The sequence below is a fragment of the [Clostridium] scindens genome (assembly GCF_019597925.1).
Taxonomy (GTDB): domain Bacteria; phylum Bacillota; class Clostridia; order Lachnospirales; family Lachnospiraceae; genus Clostridium_AP.
Genome location: NZ_CP080442.1, coordinates 2,336,360 through 2,350,204, shown reverse-complemented (window position 1 = coordinate 2,350,204; position 13,845 = coordinate 2,336,360). Strand labels below are relative to the sequence as shown.

The window sequence follows — 13,845 nt, the reverse complement described above, 5'->3', positions numbered from 1 at the left end:
GCGGCAAGTAGCCAGGTACGGGATTACACACGTTACGTGTACCAAGGTGGAGGATATTTTGTGCACGGATGTCCTCTATAAGAGTGGAACCGCGGATATACTCCGTCTCTTGCAAAAGAGACGGAGTTTTTTTATGCAATGGGGGACAAAGTTCCCTATGATTAGAAGGAGAGGATTTTATGGGCATGATATCCTACATCAAGGAAGAGATTCAGGTGATCCGGGAACGGGATCCGGCCATCAAGTCGAATATGGAAGTGTTCCTGTATCCCAGCTTCAAGGCTATCCTGCGTTACAGGGTGGCTCACAAGTTGTATTTGAAAAAGCATTATTTCCTGGCGCGCTGGGTGTCCCAGCGGGCGGTGAGGAAGACCGGAATTGAGATCCATCCGGGCGCGACCATCGGAAGAGGCCTTTTTATCGACCACGGAAGCGGCGTGATCATCGGCGAGACCGCAGAACTAGGGGACAATGTCACCTTGTACCAGGGCGTCACCCTTGGTGGAACGGGAAAGGAACAGGGGAAGCGCCACCCGACTCTTAAGGACAATGTAATGGTAAGCGCGGGAGCCAAAGTCCTGGGATCCTTTACCATTGGGGAAAATTCGAAGATCGGCGCAGGAAGCGTCGTGCTCAAAGAGGTTCCGCCCAACTGCACGGTGGTGGGAGTCCCGGGAAGAATCGTGAAGATGGGTGATCAGAAGATCCCAAGGCTTGACATGGATCAGATCCATCTTCCGGACCCGATCAGCAATGACATCCGGGAACTGCAGGCAGACAATCTCAGGCTGCACACCAGGCTTCAGGAGATGGAAAGACGTATGAAGTGCATGAAAGAGGAAAATATAGAAGTATTAGACAAGGAGGAAGAAAGTAGATATGAAGCTGTATAACACGCTGTCCAAGCAGAAGGAAGAATTCGTGCCTTTGGAGGAAGGAAAGGTAAAGATGTATGTATGCGGGCCTACCGTATATAACTTCATCCACATCGGAAATGCAAGGCCTATGATCGTATTTGATACGGTGAGGAGATATTTTGAATACAAAGGCTACGATGTGAATTATGTTTCCAACTTTACGGATGTCGATGACAAGATTATCAAAAGGGCGATTGAAGAAGGGGTATCTTCCGACGAGATTTCCAAGCGTTATATTGCGGAATGCAAGAAGGATATGGATGGCATGAATATTAAGCCGGCCACCAAGAATCCTCTGGCTACGGAAGAGATCTGCGGCATGGTTGACATGATCCAGACCCTGATTGACAAAGGATATGCTTATGAGAAGAACGGCACCGTATACTATCGCACCAGGAAATTTGAAGAATATGGCAAACTGTCCCACAAGAATCTGGATGACCTGCGTTCCGGAGAGCGTTCCCTTCTGGTAACAGGCGAGGATGAAAAAGAAGATCCATTGGACTTCGTTTTGTGGAAGCCAAAGAAGGAAGGGGAGCCTGCATGGGAGTCTCCATGGAGCGATGGCCGTCCGGGATGGCACATCGAGTGCTCGGAGATGTCCAAGAAATATCTTGGCGAGCAGATTGATATCCACGCAGGCGGGGAAGATCTGGTATTCCCTCACCATGAAAACGAGATCGCCCAGAGCGAGGCTGCTAATGGCAAGGAATTCGCAAAATACTGGATGCACAACGCATTCCTGAATATAGACAACCGCAAGATGAGCAAATCACTGGGCAACTTCCGCACCGTGCGGGAGATCAGCCAGCAGTATGATCTTCAGATCCTGAGATTCTTCATGCTGAGCGCCCACTACAGAAGCCCGCTGAATTTCAGCGCGGATCTGATGGAAGCTTCCAAGAGCGGACTGGAGCGGATCGTCAATGCTGCTGACAACCTGAAGTTCCTGCTTGGAAATGCCAAGTCGGAGTCTATGACGCAGGAAGAAGAAGCGGCATTTGCGAAGACGTCGGAATATGTGCAGGAATTTGAACGGGCAATGGATGATGATTTTAACACGGCAGATGCCATCGCGTCCGTGTTCGACCTGGTAAAATATATCAATACGACGGCGGATGCCGATAAGTCCAAGGAGTTCCTTCAGAACCTCTTCGATCTTCTGGTGAAGCTGACGGACGTGCTGGGATTGATCGTGGATAAGAAGGAAGAGATGCTGGCCGAGGATATCGAGAAGATGATCGAAGAGCGTCAGGCAGCCCGCAAGGCAAAAGATTTTGTAAGGGCAGACGCGATCCGGGATGAACTGCTGGCAAAAGGCATTGTGCTGGAAGACACAAGAGAAGGGGTAAAATGGAAAAAAGCGTAAAGTGGGAGTTTGACACTTATATGCAGGAACTGTTCCAGATGAAAGAGGTGGATATTAAGGAATATTCACCTCTTACTTTAGCGTATATCGGGGATAGCATCTATGACCTGATCATCAAGTCGCTGGTAGTCAATGAAGGCAACCGGCAGGTCCAGAAACTTCATAAGGAGACCAGCATGAGGGTTCAGGCATCCGCCCAGTCTAAGATGATGCGCGCCATTCAGGAGCATCTGACGGAGGAGGAGCATGCGGTCTTTAAAAGGGGAAGAAATGCCAAGAGCGTGTCGCCGGCTAAGAACCAGTCCATCACTGATTACCGGAGGGCTACCGGCTTTGAGGCGTTGATGGGTTACCTATATTTGAAAAAAGAGTGGAAAAGAATGCTGGAACTGGTTAAAATAGGATTAGAGAGCATGGATGAATGTATATAAGGAGTTCTGAGAATGAAAGAAGAAAAGCAAATAAATGAAAATATCATAGAAGGGCGCAATGCGGTTTTGGAGGCATTCCGCTCCGGCAAGCCCATTGACAAGCTCTTCGTGCTGGATGGATGCCAGGACGGGCCGATCAGGACGATTGTCCGGGAGGCCAAAAAGCATGATACCATTCTTCAGTTCGTCACCAAAGAAAGGCTGTCCCAGATATCCGAGACGGGAAGACATCAGGGAGTTATCGCCTATGCGGCGGCCTACGAGTACGCGGACGTGGAGGATATGCTTAGATTAGCCGAAAGCAAGGGGGAGGATCCGTTCCTGATCCTGCTGGACAATATCGAGGACCCGCATAATCTGGGCGCTATCATCCGTACGGCTAATCTGGCAGGCGCCCATGGAGTCATCATTCCGAAGCGCCGCGCGGTCGGGCTTACAGCCACGGTGGCAAAGACAAGCGCAGGCGCGCTTAACTATACGCCGGTGGCCAAGGTGACCAATCTGGCCAAGACGATGGAATCCCTGAAGGAAAAGGGACTATGGTTTGTCTGCGCGGATATGGGCGGGGAGGAAATGTACGATTTGAACCTGACCGGCCCCATCGGCCTGGTAATAGGCAATGAGGGCGAGGGCGTCAGCCGCCTGGTAAAGGAGACCTGCGACTTTACCGCCCGGATTCCGATGAATGGGGACATCGATTCCCTGAATGCATCGGTGGCGGCAGGCGTACTGGCTTATGAAATCGTCAGACAGAGAAGAAAGTAGGGATCCTGGCTGGAAAGAGAGGATAAGTATGGCTAAATTCGAGCAGATGACGGACGAGCAGCTGATCTGCAGGCTCCGTGACGGTGATAAGACCGTGATCGACTATGTCATGGAAAAATATAAGAACCTGGTACGGAAAGAAGCGAACGCCATGTATCTGCTGGGCGGAGAGAATGACGACCTGATCCAGGAGGGCATGATCGGCCTGTTTAAGGCTGTGCAGGATTATGATGTACGGCAGGAGACGTCATTTTACAGTTTTGCCAAACTCTGCATTACCCGTCAGATGTATTCGGCTATCGAGGCATCCAAGCGGAAAAAGCACAGTCCTTTGAACACTTATGTCTCTTTCTATGAGAAGAATGATGAGAAGGTATCCTTGATTGAGACCATGGAAGCAGGAGGCGAGAGCAACCCGGAGGAACTGCTGGTCAGCAGGGAATATGCCATGCTGCTGGAAAGCAAGCTGGAAGAGAACTTAAGCGCCCTGGAGAACCGGGTGCTGTACCTGCATCTTCTGGGTACCGATTATAAGACAATTGCAAAACTCCTGGACAAGAGCCCCAAGACGATTGACAATGCGCTCCAGCGGATTAAGAACAAGACGGAAAAGATACTGGAAAAGGAACTGGAAAAATAAAAGTTGGAAAATCGTCGAAAGGATATTGACAAATCTACCCAATATATTGTATATTATTAACGTTGCATATCACATATGCATGCTGCCGTGGCTCAGTCGGTAGAGCGTCGCCTTGGTAAGGCGGAGGTCGGCGGTTCGATTCCGCTCGGCAGCTTGATATTCAGAGGCTTGCAGGAGATTACATCTTCTGAAAGTCTTTTTTTGCGTCAAAAGAGGCGGAAGCATACAATAATATAGTTACGAAGGAGGAAGAGTATGAAAAAATTTGGCGGCGTAATCTTGACTGCTATCGGCGCGCTACTTGCGGTTCTGGCGCTTCTGACGATCCGGATGGCGGTAAAAGACACAATGACTTGGGGAGGAGATAGCACAGTATGGCTGATCGAGATCCTTCTATTCGCGGTTCCGGCTGTAGCCTGCCTGACGTCGGGAATACGCCGGATTCGAAAAGCCGTCGCAGAAGAAAAACTAGGCTTTACAGAACAGGAAAGGCGAAAGGAACAGGAGAGGCTAAAAAGGCAGGAAAAGTCTGGCAGGCCGGAGGAGGATATGGTTTCAGAGCAGCAGGCATATGAAAACGCCTATGTCCCGGCCCAGGGAATCTATATATGGAAGTATAAAAAAGACATCGCATTGGAGCGGCTTTTTTCCCGCTACCGGAACCTCTACTTTTTTGGCATGATCCTGTCAGGGATCGCGCTAGTGGCGCTGTGTGTCTGGCTTGGAATGAATGTTCTGGCTCCGGAGTCCAGAAAGATGCTGTATCTCGTTATGGTACTCCTTATTACCGTGCTTATGGTGGCGGGAGCAATGAATATTGGACGCGTCACAGCCGGAATGATGATGACGTTTGCCAGAGGAAAAGATGGGAGAATCTATTTCTTTGATTATCATAATCCGGCATTTCAAAGACATGCAAGGATCCAGATTACGGGGACCTCAAGCGTAGCCGGCACGGCTTCGTATCTGATCAATAACAGGCAGGACGCAAAGATGATCAAGGAGATTGAAAGCCATCATGTCATGGAACGCATTATGGAAAGGGGACAGATTCACCCATATGGATTCCCGATCGTAAACGTATCGAAGATCCGGGAAGGAAGTAGGACAGTACGCATATTCTGCGAACTTGCAAGAGAGGATGGGAGCACCTTTAAAAGAAGCATCGCGGTGCCCAGAAGTTTTGAACATTATGAGGAACTGATCAATATATTCAAGAGCAGATACATGCTGTAGAAGTTTAATTGACAGGCAGAGAGAGGAACATGACATATGAATAAGTCAACGGTAATGACGGAAGGGCCTATCTGGCGGAAGATATTGTTTTTTTCCATTCCGCTGATTCTGGGGAATCTATTCCAGCAGTTGTATAATACGGTGGATTCCATCATTGTAGGAAACTATATAGGAAGCGAGGCGCTGGCAGCCGTAGGCTCCAGCGGATCCATCATCAATCTGCTGATCGGATTCTGCATTGGCGCGTCTGCCGGCGCCGGCGTCGTCATCTCCCAGTTTTTCGGCGCCCGGGATAAGGAAGGCGTAAGGAAGGCAGTCCACACGACGATCGCGATCGCGATCGGAGCAGGGATCATCCTGACGGCAGCGGGCATCCTTCTGGCTCCGGTGATCCTCAGGGCCATGGGGACGCCGGCGGAGGTGTTCGGACAGGCAGTCACTTATCTTCAAGTATATTTCGGAGGAATTCTTTTTTCCGTGATCTACAACATGTCCGCCGGAATCCTCAATGCGGTGGGAAATTCCAAGCGATCCCTGCTGTACTTGATGATCGCCGCGATCTCCAATATCTTTCTGGACCTTCTGTTCGTGGTGGCGCTTAAGATGGGCATCGTGGGAGCAGCCCTGGCGACGGATATCAGCCAGCTGATTTCCTGCATCTTTATCATGCTGTTTCTGACGAGGAGCCAGGATGTATACCATGTGAAGATCCGGGATATCCGATTATATGACCATCTGTTTTCCAAGATCGTCAAGATTGGCCTCCCCACCGGAATCCAGAATATCGTCATCTCATTTTCCAATGTCATCGTCCAGTCCAGCGTCAATAGTTTCGGCGCGGTTGCCATGGCGGGATTTGCAGCCTACATTAAGATTGACGGGTTCAATATTCTTCCGGTACTCAGTTTCAGTATGGCTGCCACCACGTTTGCCGGACAGAATATAGGAGCCGGGCAGTACCACAGGGTAAAAAAGGGCATGCTTGTATCGGTAGGGATGGGAATCTTCTACACGGTGATGACGGGAATCCTTCTTCTGGTATTCGCGCCCCAGGTTATCGGCGTCTTTACCAACAATCAGGATGTGGTAGCTTACGGCGTATATATTATGAAGTTCTTCTGCCCGTTTTACTGGATCCTGGCAATCCTGCAGGTGGCAAGCGGCACCATCAGAGGGACCGGCAAGACGCTGCAGACCATGCTGATATTCCTGCTGTCTTTGTGCATTTTCCGTGTATTGTGGATTTGGGGAGCGCTTGCCGTATCACACGAGATCTTCCAGGTCATGGTGGCTTATCCGCTTTCCTGGGTAGTAGGGGCACTGCTGATTCTTCTGTATGCGTGGAAGGGCAAATGGATGCCTGCAAGTTATTATAAGAAGCAGGCGCAATGAGACAAAACCGAAGGAGGGACTTATGCCATCATTTTTAAAAGATATATCTAGATTTTATGGAACTGGGGAAAAAAACGCCAAGGGCCAGACGTTGGAAGAGTTCTTAAGGGAGTATGACCCTTATAAGTATGAGACGCCCAGCTGTACTACGGATGCGGTCATCTTTGCCTGTCCGGGGAAGCCGGACGGATTGCTTGAAGGCCTAAAAGTCCTCTTGATTCGGCGAGGCAATCATCCAAGCATCGGGCTGTGGGCGCTGCCGGGAGGCTTTATCAACTTGCGGGAGAACCTGGAAGATACGGCTATGCGGGAATTAGAAGAGGAGACCGGCGTAAAGGGCGTTGTCATGGAGCAGATCGCCACTTACGGGGATTATGACCGGGATCCCAGATCCAGGGTGATTACGACAGCCTATATGGCGCTGGTGGATGAACGAGACGTAAGCGTCAAAGCAGGAGATGATGCAGCAGACGCCGTATGGTGCGGCGTAAGCCTTGAGTGCCTGAAGTCTGTCCAAAAAGACGGCAGGGTTTGGAATACGTACAGCCTGAAAGTGGAAAATGAGGAGCGGAACCTTAAGACCGAAGCGCTGGTGGAGGAAGAGGAAGGCTGCGGGCTGATCCGGGATAAGAAATTCAAAGTGATTCAGCCAGGGCTGATCGCAGTTGACCACGCGGCGATCATCGTCCAGGCCCTCGCACTGCTTAAAAAACGTCTGTAACGCCTTGTTTCGCTACATTATTTATGATAATATAGGGGGCAGAATGTAAGTACCTATAAGGAGGAAAAACATGCAAGAAGAAACAGTTTCCAAAAATTTTATCGAGCAGGAAATAGATAAGGACCTGGCAGAAGGGGTCTATACGCAAGTATGCACCAGATTCCCGCCGGAGCCTAACGGATACCTTCACATCGGACATGCCAAGTCCATCCTTTTGAACTATGGGCTCGCGAAGAAATATAATGGAACCTTTCATTTAAGATTTGACGATACGAACCCGACCAAAGAAGATATGGAGTTCGTAGAGTCGATCAAGGAAGATGTGAAATGGCTTGGGGCAGACTGGAAGGATCACCTGTACTTTGCATCCGACTATTTCGATATGATGTACCAGTGCGCCATAAAACTGATCAAGAAGGGAAAGGCCTATGTCTGCGACCTGAGTGCGGAAGAAATCCGCGCCTATCGGGGAACCCTGACGGAGCCTGGCAAGAACAGCCCATACAGGGACCGGTCCGTAGAAGAGAACCTGCAGCTGTTTGAAGAGATGAAAGACGGACTGTGCCAGGATGGCAAGAGGGTGCTGCGGGCCAAGATAGACATGGCATCTCCGAATATTAATATGAGAGATCCTGTCATCTACCGGGTTGCCCATATGTCCCACCACAATACAGGGGATAAATGGTGCATCTATCCGATGTATGACTTTGCCCATCCGATCGAGGACGCGATCGAGAAGATCACCCATTCCATCTGTACTCTGGAATTCGAGGATCACAGGCCTCTGTACGACTGGGTGGTCCGCGAATGCGAGTTTGATCCGGCGCCGAGACAGATTGAGTTTTCAAAATTGTATCTGACCAATGTAGTGACCGGCAAGCGCTACATTAAAAAACTGGTGCAGGATGGCATCGTAGATGGCTGGGACGATCCCAGGCTTGTTTCCATCGCGGCTTTAAGGCGGCGGGGATTTACGCCGGAATCCATCAAGATGTTCGTGGATATGTGCGGCGTGTCCAAAAGCCAGAGTTCCGTGGATTATGCTATGCTGGAATACTGCATCCGGGAGGATCTGAAACTTAAGAAGCCCCGTATGATGGCCGTCCTTGACCCCATCAAGCTGGTGATCGACAATTACCCGGAAGGGGAAGTAGAGTATCTGGAAGTAGACAACAATATGGAGAATCCGGAACTTGGAATGCGCAAGGTTCCCTTCTGCCGAGAACTGTATATTGAGCGGGAGGATTTCATGATCGAGCCGCCCAAGAAGTATTTCCGCCTCTTCCCTGGCAATGAAGTGCGTCTGATGCATGCATATTTTGTCAAATGCGAAGGATATGAGACGGATGAAAACGGCAACGTGACGGTCGTCCATGCAACCTATGATCCAGAGACCAAATGCGGATCCGGATTCACCGGACGAAAAGTAAAAGGCACGATCCACTGGGTGGCCGCGCCTTATGCAAAACAGGCTCAAGTAAGATTGTATGAGAACCTGATTGATGAAGAGAAGGGCGTATATAACAAGGAGGATGGATCTTTGAACCTGAATCCGAATTCCCTGAAGATTCTCAAAAATTGCTATGTAGAGGACAGTTTCGCGGATGCCGGGGCCTGTGACAGCTTCCAGTTTGTAAGAAACGGCTACTTCTGCATCGATTCCAAGGACTCCGCACCGGATGCGCTGGTATTCAACCGGATCGTATCTTTGAAGAGTTCCTTTAAACTGCCAAAATAAGAGGAATTATGAATGAATTGACGATCAGCCTGGATACCCGTTCCAGGATCCCCCTGTACGAACAGATCTATGACTATATTAAGACGGATATCCAGAGCGGGAGGATTCCTTATGGAGAGAAACTGCCGTCCACTAGATTCCTGTCGAAGCACTTGGAGGTAAGCAGGAGCACGGTAGAACTGGCCTATGAGCAGCTTCTGTCGGAGGGATATATCGAGTCCGTTCCTTATAAGGGCTTTTTCGTGGCCCAGATTGACGAACTGTATCATCTGAAGAAGGATAAGCCGCAGCCCCAGAGGGAGAGGAAGGAAGCCCGTAGATACCGCTATGATTTTACGCCCAATGGCGTGGATTTGAAAAGTTTTCCCTATAATGTGTGGAGGAAGCTGTCAAAAGATATTCTGATGGATGATCGGACGGAATTATTCCGGTCCGGTGATTCTCAGGGCGAGTACGGCTTCCGCAGCGCCATCTGCAGCTACCTCTATCAGGCAAGGGGAGTGGATTGTACGCCGGATCAGATCATTGTAGGGGCAGGAAGCGATTATATCCTGATGCTGCTGGGAATGATTCTGGGAATGGACCATACCATTGCATTTGAAGATCCTACTTATAAGCAGGCCTACCGGATGGCAGGGGGCATGTCTTATAACTGCATACCGGTTTCTATGGACAAGAATGGGATGAAAGTGACAGAACTTGAAAAGTCAGGCGCCGACATTGCTTATGTGACGCCTTCCCATCAGTATCCTACCGGAGTCATCATGCCCATCCGCCGCCGGATGGAATTGCTTAAATGGGCCTGCGAGGCACAGGGAAGGTATATCGTGGAAGATGACTATGACAGCGAGTTCCGGTACAAAGGAAAGCCGATTCCTGCCCTCAAAGGGTATGATGCCAGTGAGAAAGTCATATACCTGGGCACATTTTCCAAATCCATTGCTCCGGCGATCCGTCTTAGCTATATGGTCCTGCCCAAACCATTGCTGGAGGCATATGAGCAGAAGGCCAGGTTTGTCAATTCGACCGTTTCCAAAGTAGATCAGCTGATCGTACAGAAGTTCATTGAAGAAGGGTATTATGAAAGACATCTGAACAAGACAAGAGCGCTTTATAAAAGCAGGCATGATGTCTTGATCGAAGAACTGCGTCCAATGGCAGATATCTGTACCATATCAGGGGAGAATGCCGGCGTGCATCTGCTTCTTACCTTTCAAAATGGAATGACCGAGGAGGAGTTGATTGACCGGGCTGCAAAAGAGGATATCCGCGTATATGGACTGTCCGATTACCGGATCAAGGAGAACTGTAAGGAGAAGGCAACCATACTGCTTGGATATGCCAACCTTACGGAAGAGCAGATCAGAAAGGCAGCAAAGCTGCTTAGAGACTGCTGGATTGAATAGAAATGTACAGAAAAGAAGAGCGGGAATCCTTAGAGTTTCCCGCCCTTGCCTTATAATTACAGTTATTCATCATCCTCATCATCGTCTTTGGCTGCCTGGGAGGCATCCGCTTCTTCTGGAGCATCTTCCTCTTTTTGAGCCTCTGTATCTTCATCCCCTGACCCATCTTCAGGCTTTGCGGAGGGTGTCAATGGAACATATTCGCGATCTGATACTGGCTTTAAGTCGCTGTCCAGATCGAAATCCTCATCCTCGAAGTCCTCTGAGAATTCATCATCTTCGCATGTATCATTCTTTTTAAAGTAATAGATAAGGCCGGCAACGGCAGTGCCGATGGCAGCAAGCCCTAACAATTTTTTACACCATTTTGCCATGATAGTTATAACTCCTTTCGATTATAGTATAGGATTATAATAGCACATATCGTATCATTTTTCCTCAAAAATCGAAATAAAATACATGAAAGTTGAGATACGCCCGAATTTATGATAAACTGTATGATATATTTTCGCAAGAAAGCAAAGGAAAGAGGCTAAAGTATGAGTAAGAATAAAGCGCCGGGAACCGCTAAAAAAGGCTTTTTCCGCATCGTATTCAGCAGAACGGGGATCATCCTTTTGCTGATCCTTCTTCAGGCAGGAGTCTTTCTTGGAATGGCATTCTACCTGGAAGAATATATGACCTATATTTATGGGATTCTGACTATTTTGGGAGTCATCGTATTGATATACATCATCAACTCCGAAGGCAATCCGGCCTTTAAGATGACATGGATGCTGTGCGTGCTGGCTTTTCCTGTGATTGGAACCCTGTTTTACATCTATGTCAAGATGCAGTTCGGAACCAGGTATATGAAGAACCGCCTGGGCAAGCTGAAACTGGAGACGGCGCCCTACATGCAGCAGGATCCGGATGTGGTGGACGCCATATGGGCGAGCAAGTCGGCCAATGCCCAGCTGTCCTACTATCTGTCGCACCAGTTGGGATTCCCTACCTACCGCAATACGCAGGTGAAGTATTTTCCGCTTGGGGAGTATAAATTCCAATCGATGGTAGAAGAGCTTAAGAAGGCCCGAAGGTTTATCTTCATGGAATATTTTATTGTAGAAGAAGGCCACATGTGGGGGACGATCCTGGACATCTTAAAGGAGAAGGTCCGGGAAGGGGTGGAAGTGAGGTTCATGTACGACGGGATGTGCGCCATCTCCATGCTGCCCTACAATTATCCGGAACAGATCGCGCGTTATGGAATCAAGTGCAAGATGGCAAACAGCGTCAAGCCTTTCCTGTCCACCACCCAGAACAACCGCGACCACAGGAAGATCTGCGTGATCGACGGCAAGGTAGGCTATACCGGCGGCATCAACCTGGGGGATGAATATATTAACCAGAAGGTTAGATTCGGACACTGGAAAGACACCGCGATCATGCTGAAAGGGGATGCGGTTCAAAGCCTGACCATGATGTTCCTGGAAATGTGGAACGTGGATGAACGGCGGGCAGAAGGATATGGAAAATACCTGACGCCCAAGTATCCGGGGCTAAGAAGGGAACTGGGCTATGTCATCCCATATGCGGACAGCCCATTTGACAACGAGAATGTTGGGGAGGAAGTGTATTTCCACATCCTGAACCATGCGAAGAAGTATGTACATATAATGACGCCATACCTGATCCTGGATAATGAGATGATCACTACCCTCACCAGGGTGGCGAAAAGCGGAATCGAGGTCATTATCATCATGCCCCATATTCCGGATAAATGGTATGCATTCGCGGTTGCGAAGACCTATTATAAGGAATTGATCGAAGGCGGCGTCCAGATCTATGAGTACACGCCGGGCTTCGTCCATGCCAAGGTGTTTGTATCCGATGACGACACGGCCACCGTTGGCACGATCAATCTGGATTACCGGAGCCTATATCTGCATTTTGAATGCGGGGCATTTATCTATAATAATTCCGAAGTGGATAAGATCGAGCGGGATTTCCAGCAGACGCTGGCCCGATGCCATAAGGTGACGCTCATAGAAGTGAAGAATAGGAGCATGCTGACAAAGATAGCCGGGCAGGTGATGAGGCTGGTTGCCCCGCTGATGTAAAAAAGACCGGCACGCAGGAACTGTTAAGAAGAACCTGCGTGCCGGTTTTGCTATATCCGGGCGATGATTATTGAAGGGCGATGATCTGGGTGTCCTTCTTGTCATCAAGAGAAATAAAATCGGATGCTTCAATCGTTACTTCGGACGTATCGGACAGTTTGAAGGTCTGGCAGATCTCCAAGGTTGTGCCCGGCTGTATCTCTTTCATATAATTGGTGATAGCCTCATTTTCTTCCGTGACGTATGCGCTGTCGCATTCCACGCCGTTCTGGAAAGCCTTGATCGTAGCTGCCGTCATCACGCTGGAAGCCTTGTCCTCGTTGTTGGTGTAGTTGTAGTAGTAGAACAGGCATGGATTGCCTTCATAGTCGGTGCCGACCTCGTGCCTTGTGTAGGTCACATTATAATCCTTGCCATCGAAGTTGATGATTCCGTCATCCGGCTCTTCATCCTTTTTCTCATCCTTTTTGTCGTCTTTCTTGGCGTCCGTTTCCTCTGTCTTCTTGTCATCCTTCTTGTCATCCTTCTTGTCGTCGGAAGACCCGCCGCAGGCGGTCAGGCACAGGCACATGGATGCTACAAGCAATACGGTTAACAATCTTTTTTTCATAATGAATTCCCTCTCTTTTACTAAAATTTCTTTTTTTAAGTATAACATTTTGCATATTAAAATACAACTAATAGAGAATATAAATAACGCTAATAGCATGTTAAAACTATGGTGCAATCATTGTAAAATTGCTTATAATAGAATGTGAGGAATAGCGTATGGATTATATTGCCCTAGGAAGAAGAATAAAAGAAGAACGTTTAAAATTGAATATGACCCAGGAACGGTTGGCCGAAGAGGTGAATCTTTCCACATCTTATATCGGACAGATTGAAAGAGGAGAACGGAAACTGACGCTGGACAGCCTGATTAATATTACAAACTGCCTGGGCGTTACGGTAGACTATCTTCTTCAGGAATCTATCATCCAAGACCAGGTGTCCTATAAGGACATATGGACCGGCCTTTTGTCAGAGGCCACCCCCAAAGAGCAGGAACTGGTGGTCAATCTGACGAAGATTCTATTAAGTTATAATGATAAATAGCAAAAAGGACCTCTGTATATAATATACAGAAGT

The 13,845-nt window shown here is 48.7% G+C and carries 14 protein-coding genes, 1 tRNA gene and 1 other annotated feature (1 of these 16 running past the window's edge); of the genes, 13 read left to right on the top strand and 2 right to left on the bottom strand.

The window, feature by feature from the left end; genetic code table 11:
• Positions 1 to 113: a binding site (T-box leader), on the top strand (it extends 125 nt beyond the left edge of the window).
• A 66-nt stretch (positions 114 to 179) separates the two neighbouring features.
• The 11 genes from epsC to K0036_RS11275 all read left to right on the top strand — a co-directional run bounded on the left by epsC (position 180) and on the right by K0036_RS11275 (position 10,615).
• The gene (epsC, locus tag K0036_RS11325; RefSeq protein ID WP_025643213.1) at positions 180 to 893 is read left to right on the top strand and encodes a serine O-acetyltransferase EpsC; all 714 of its coding nucleotides are present in this window, start codon (positions 180 to 182) and stop codon (positions 891 to 893) included.
• A complete protein-coding gene (gene cysS, locus K0036_RS11320; RefSeq protein WP_220429760.1) occupies positions 880 to 2,286 on the top strand; it encodes a cysteine--tRNA ligase in 1,407 nt (468 codons plus the stop codon). Before epsC ends, cysS begins: the two co-directional genes overlap by 14 nt.
• Positions 2,271 to 2,717: a Mini-ribonuclease 3 gene (locus tag K0036_RS11315; RefSeq protein ID WP_004605176.1), complete on the top strand. Its 447-nt coding sequence runs from the start codon at positions 2,271 to 2,273 to the stop codon at positions 2,715 to 2,717. The genes cysS and K0036_RS11315 overlap by 16 nt, the downstream gene beginning before the upstream one ends.
• A gap of 12 nt (positions 2,718 to 2,729) precedes the next feature.
• Positions 2,730 to 3,482 (top strand): 23S rRNA (guanosine(2251)-2'-O)-methyltransferase RlmB, encoded by a 753-nt coding sequence (rlmB, locus tag K0036_RS11310; RefSeq protein ID WP_025643215.1) that lies wholly within the window; start codon positions 2,730 to 2,732, stop codon positions 3,480 to 3,482.
• A 28-nt stretch (positions 3,483 to 3,510) separates the two neighbouring features.
• A complete protein-coding gene (locus tag K0036_RS11305; RefSeq protein ID WP_173694577.1) occupies positions 3,511 to 4,122 on the top strand; it encodes a sigma-70 family RNA polymerase sigma factor in 612 nt (203 codons plus the stop codon).
• Positions 4,123 to 4,203: 81 nt separating this feature from the next.
• Positions 4,204 to 4,276 (top strand) — tRNA-Thr (locus K0036_RS11300).
• Between the two features lie 101 nt (positions 4,277 to 4,377).
• Entirely contained in the window at positions 4,378 to 5,358 is a 981-nt protein-coding gene (locus tag K0036_RS11295) for a hypothetical protein (RefSeq protein ID WP_220429759.1), read from the top strand.
• Between the two features lie 36 nt (positions 5,359 to 5,394).
• Positions 5,395 to 6,750 (top strand): MATE family efflux transporter, encoded by a 1,356-nt coding sequence (locus K0036_RS11290; protein WP_025643218.1) that lies wholly within the window; start codon positions 5,395 to 5,397, stop codon positions 6,748 to 6,750.
• Between the two features lie 22 nt (positions 6,751 to 6,772).
• Positions 6,773 to 7,471: an NUDIX domain-containing protein gene (locus tag K0036_RS11285; RefSeq protein WP_220429758.1), complete on the top strand. Its 699-nt coding sequence runs from the start codon at positions 6,773 to 6,775 to the stop codon at positions 7,469 to 7,471.
• 70 nt (positions 7,472 to 7,541) lie between these two features.
• On the top strand, positions 7,542 to 9,209 hold the full coding sequence (locus tag K0036_RS11280; protein WP_025643220.1) for a glutamine--tRNA ligase/YqeY domain fusion protein: 1,668 nt from the start codon (positions 7,542 to 7,544) through the stop codon (positions 9,207 to 9,209).
• Positions 9,210 to 9,217: 8 nt separating this feature from the next.
• Positions 9,218 to 10,615, top strand: a complete 1,398-nt coding sequence (locus K0036_RS11275; RefSeq protein ID WP_220429757.1) for a PLP-dependent aminotransferase family protein — start codon at positions 9,218 to 9,220, stop codon at positions 10,613 to 10,615.
• A gap of 62 nt (positions 10,616 to 10,677) precedes the next feature.
• Here the strand turns inward: K0036_RS11275 and K0036_RS11270 are convergent, their stop codons facing one another.
• The gene (locus tag K0036_RS11270; protein ID WP_220429756.1) at positions 10,678 to 10,989 is read right to left on the bottom strand and encodes a hypothetical protein; all 312 of its coding nucleotides are present in this window, start codon (positions 10,987 to 10,989) and stop codon (positions 10,678 to 10,680) included.
• 165 nt (positions 10,990 to 11,154) lie between these two features.
• On the opposite strand from K0036_RS11270, the gene cls reads away from it, so the two are divergent.
• Complete coding sequence (cls, locus tag K0036_RS11265) at positions 11,155 to 12,717, top strand: cardiolipin synthase (RefSeq protein WP_025643222.1); 1,563 nt, start codon at positions 11,155 to 11,157, stop codon at positions 12,715 to 12,717.
• 67 nt (positions 12,718 to 12,784) lie between these two features.
• Here the strand turns inward: cls and K0036_RS11260 are convergent, their stop codons facing one another.
• Positions 12,785 to 13,327: a DUF5067 domain-containing protein gene (locus tag K0036_RS11260; protein WP_259283285.1), complete on the bottom strand. Its 543-nt coding sequence runs from the start codon at positions 13,325 to 13,327 to the stop codon at positions 12,785 to 12,787.
• 158 nt (positions 13,328 to 13,485) lie between these two features.
• On the opposite strand from K0036_RS11260, the gene K0036_RS11255 reads away from it, so the two are divergent.
• Positions 13,486 to 13,812, top strand: a complete 327-nt coding sequence (locus K0036_RS11255) for a helix-turn-helix domain-containing protein (RefSeq protein ID WP_025643224.1) — start codon at positions 13,486 to 13,488, stop codon at positions 13,810 to 13,812.
• Positions 13,813 to 13,845 lie beyond the last annotated feature (33 nt).

What these genes read in the sequence shown, in the direction of transcription:
- epsC (WP_025643213.1), top strand. Translation starts at nt 180, where the DNA reads ATGGGCATGATATCCTACATCAAGGAAGAGATTCAGGTGATCCGGGAA.
- cysS (WP_220429760.1), top strand. Translation starts at nt 880, where the DNA reads ATGAAGCTGTATAACACGCTGTCCAAGCAGAAGGAAGAATTCGTGCCT.
- K0036_RS11315 (WP_004605176.1), top strand. Translation starts at nt 2,271, where the DNA reads ATGGAAAAAAGCGTAAAGTGGGAGTTTGACACTTATATGCAGGAACTG.
- rlmB (WP_025643215.1), top strand. Translation starts at nt 2,730, where the DNA reads ATGAAAGAAGAAAAGCAAATAAATGAAAATATCATAGAAGGGCGCAAT.
- K0036_RS11305 (WP_173694577.1), top strand. Translation starts at nt 3,511, where the DNA reads ATGGCTAAATTCGAGCAGATGACGGACGAGCAGCTGATCTGCAGGCTC.
- K0036_RS11295 (WP_220429759.1), top strand. Translation starts at nt 4,378, where the DNA reads ATGAAAAAATTTGGCGGCGTAATCTTGACTGCTATCGGCGCGCTACTT.
- K0036_RS11290 (WP_025643218.1), top strand. Translation starts at nt 5,395, where the DNA reads ATGAATAAGTCAACGGTAATGACGGAAGGGCCTATCTGGCGGAAGATA.
- K0036_RS11285 (WP_220429758.1), top strand. Translation starts at nt 6,773, where the DNA reads ATGCCATCATTTTTAAAAGATATATCTAGATTTTATGGAACTGGGGAA.
- K0036_RS11280 (WP_025643220.1), top strand. Translation starts at nt 7,542, where the DNA reads ATGCAAGAAGAAACAGTTTCCAAAAATTTTATCGAGCAGGAAATAGAT.
- K0036_RS11275 (WP_220429757.1), top strand. Translation starts at nt 9,218, where the DNA reads ATGAATGAATTGACGATCAGCCTGGATACCCGTTCCAGGATCCCCCTG.
- K0036_RS11270 (WP_220429756.1), bottom strand. Translation starts at nt 10,989, where the DNA reads ATGGCAAAATGGTGTAAAAAATTGTTAGGGCTTGCTGCCATCGGCACT.
- cls (WP_025643222.1), top strand. Translation starts at nt 11,155, where the DNA reads ATGAGTAAGAATAAAGCGCCGGGAACCGCTAAAAAAGGCTTTTTCCGC.
- K0036_RS11260 (WP_259283285.1), bottom strand. Translation starts at nt 13,327, where the DNA reads ATGAAAAAAAGATTGTTAACCGTATTGCTTGTAGCATCCATGTGCCTG.
- K0036_RS11255 (WP_025643224.1), top strand. Translation starts at nt 13,486, where the DNA reads ATGGATTATATTGCCCTAGGAAGAAGAATAAAAGAAGAACGTTTAAAA.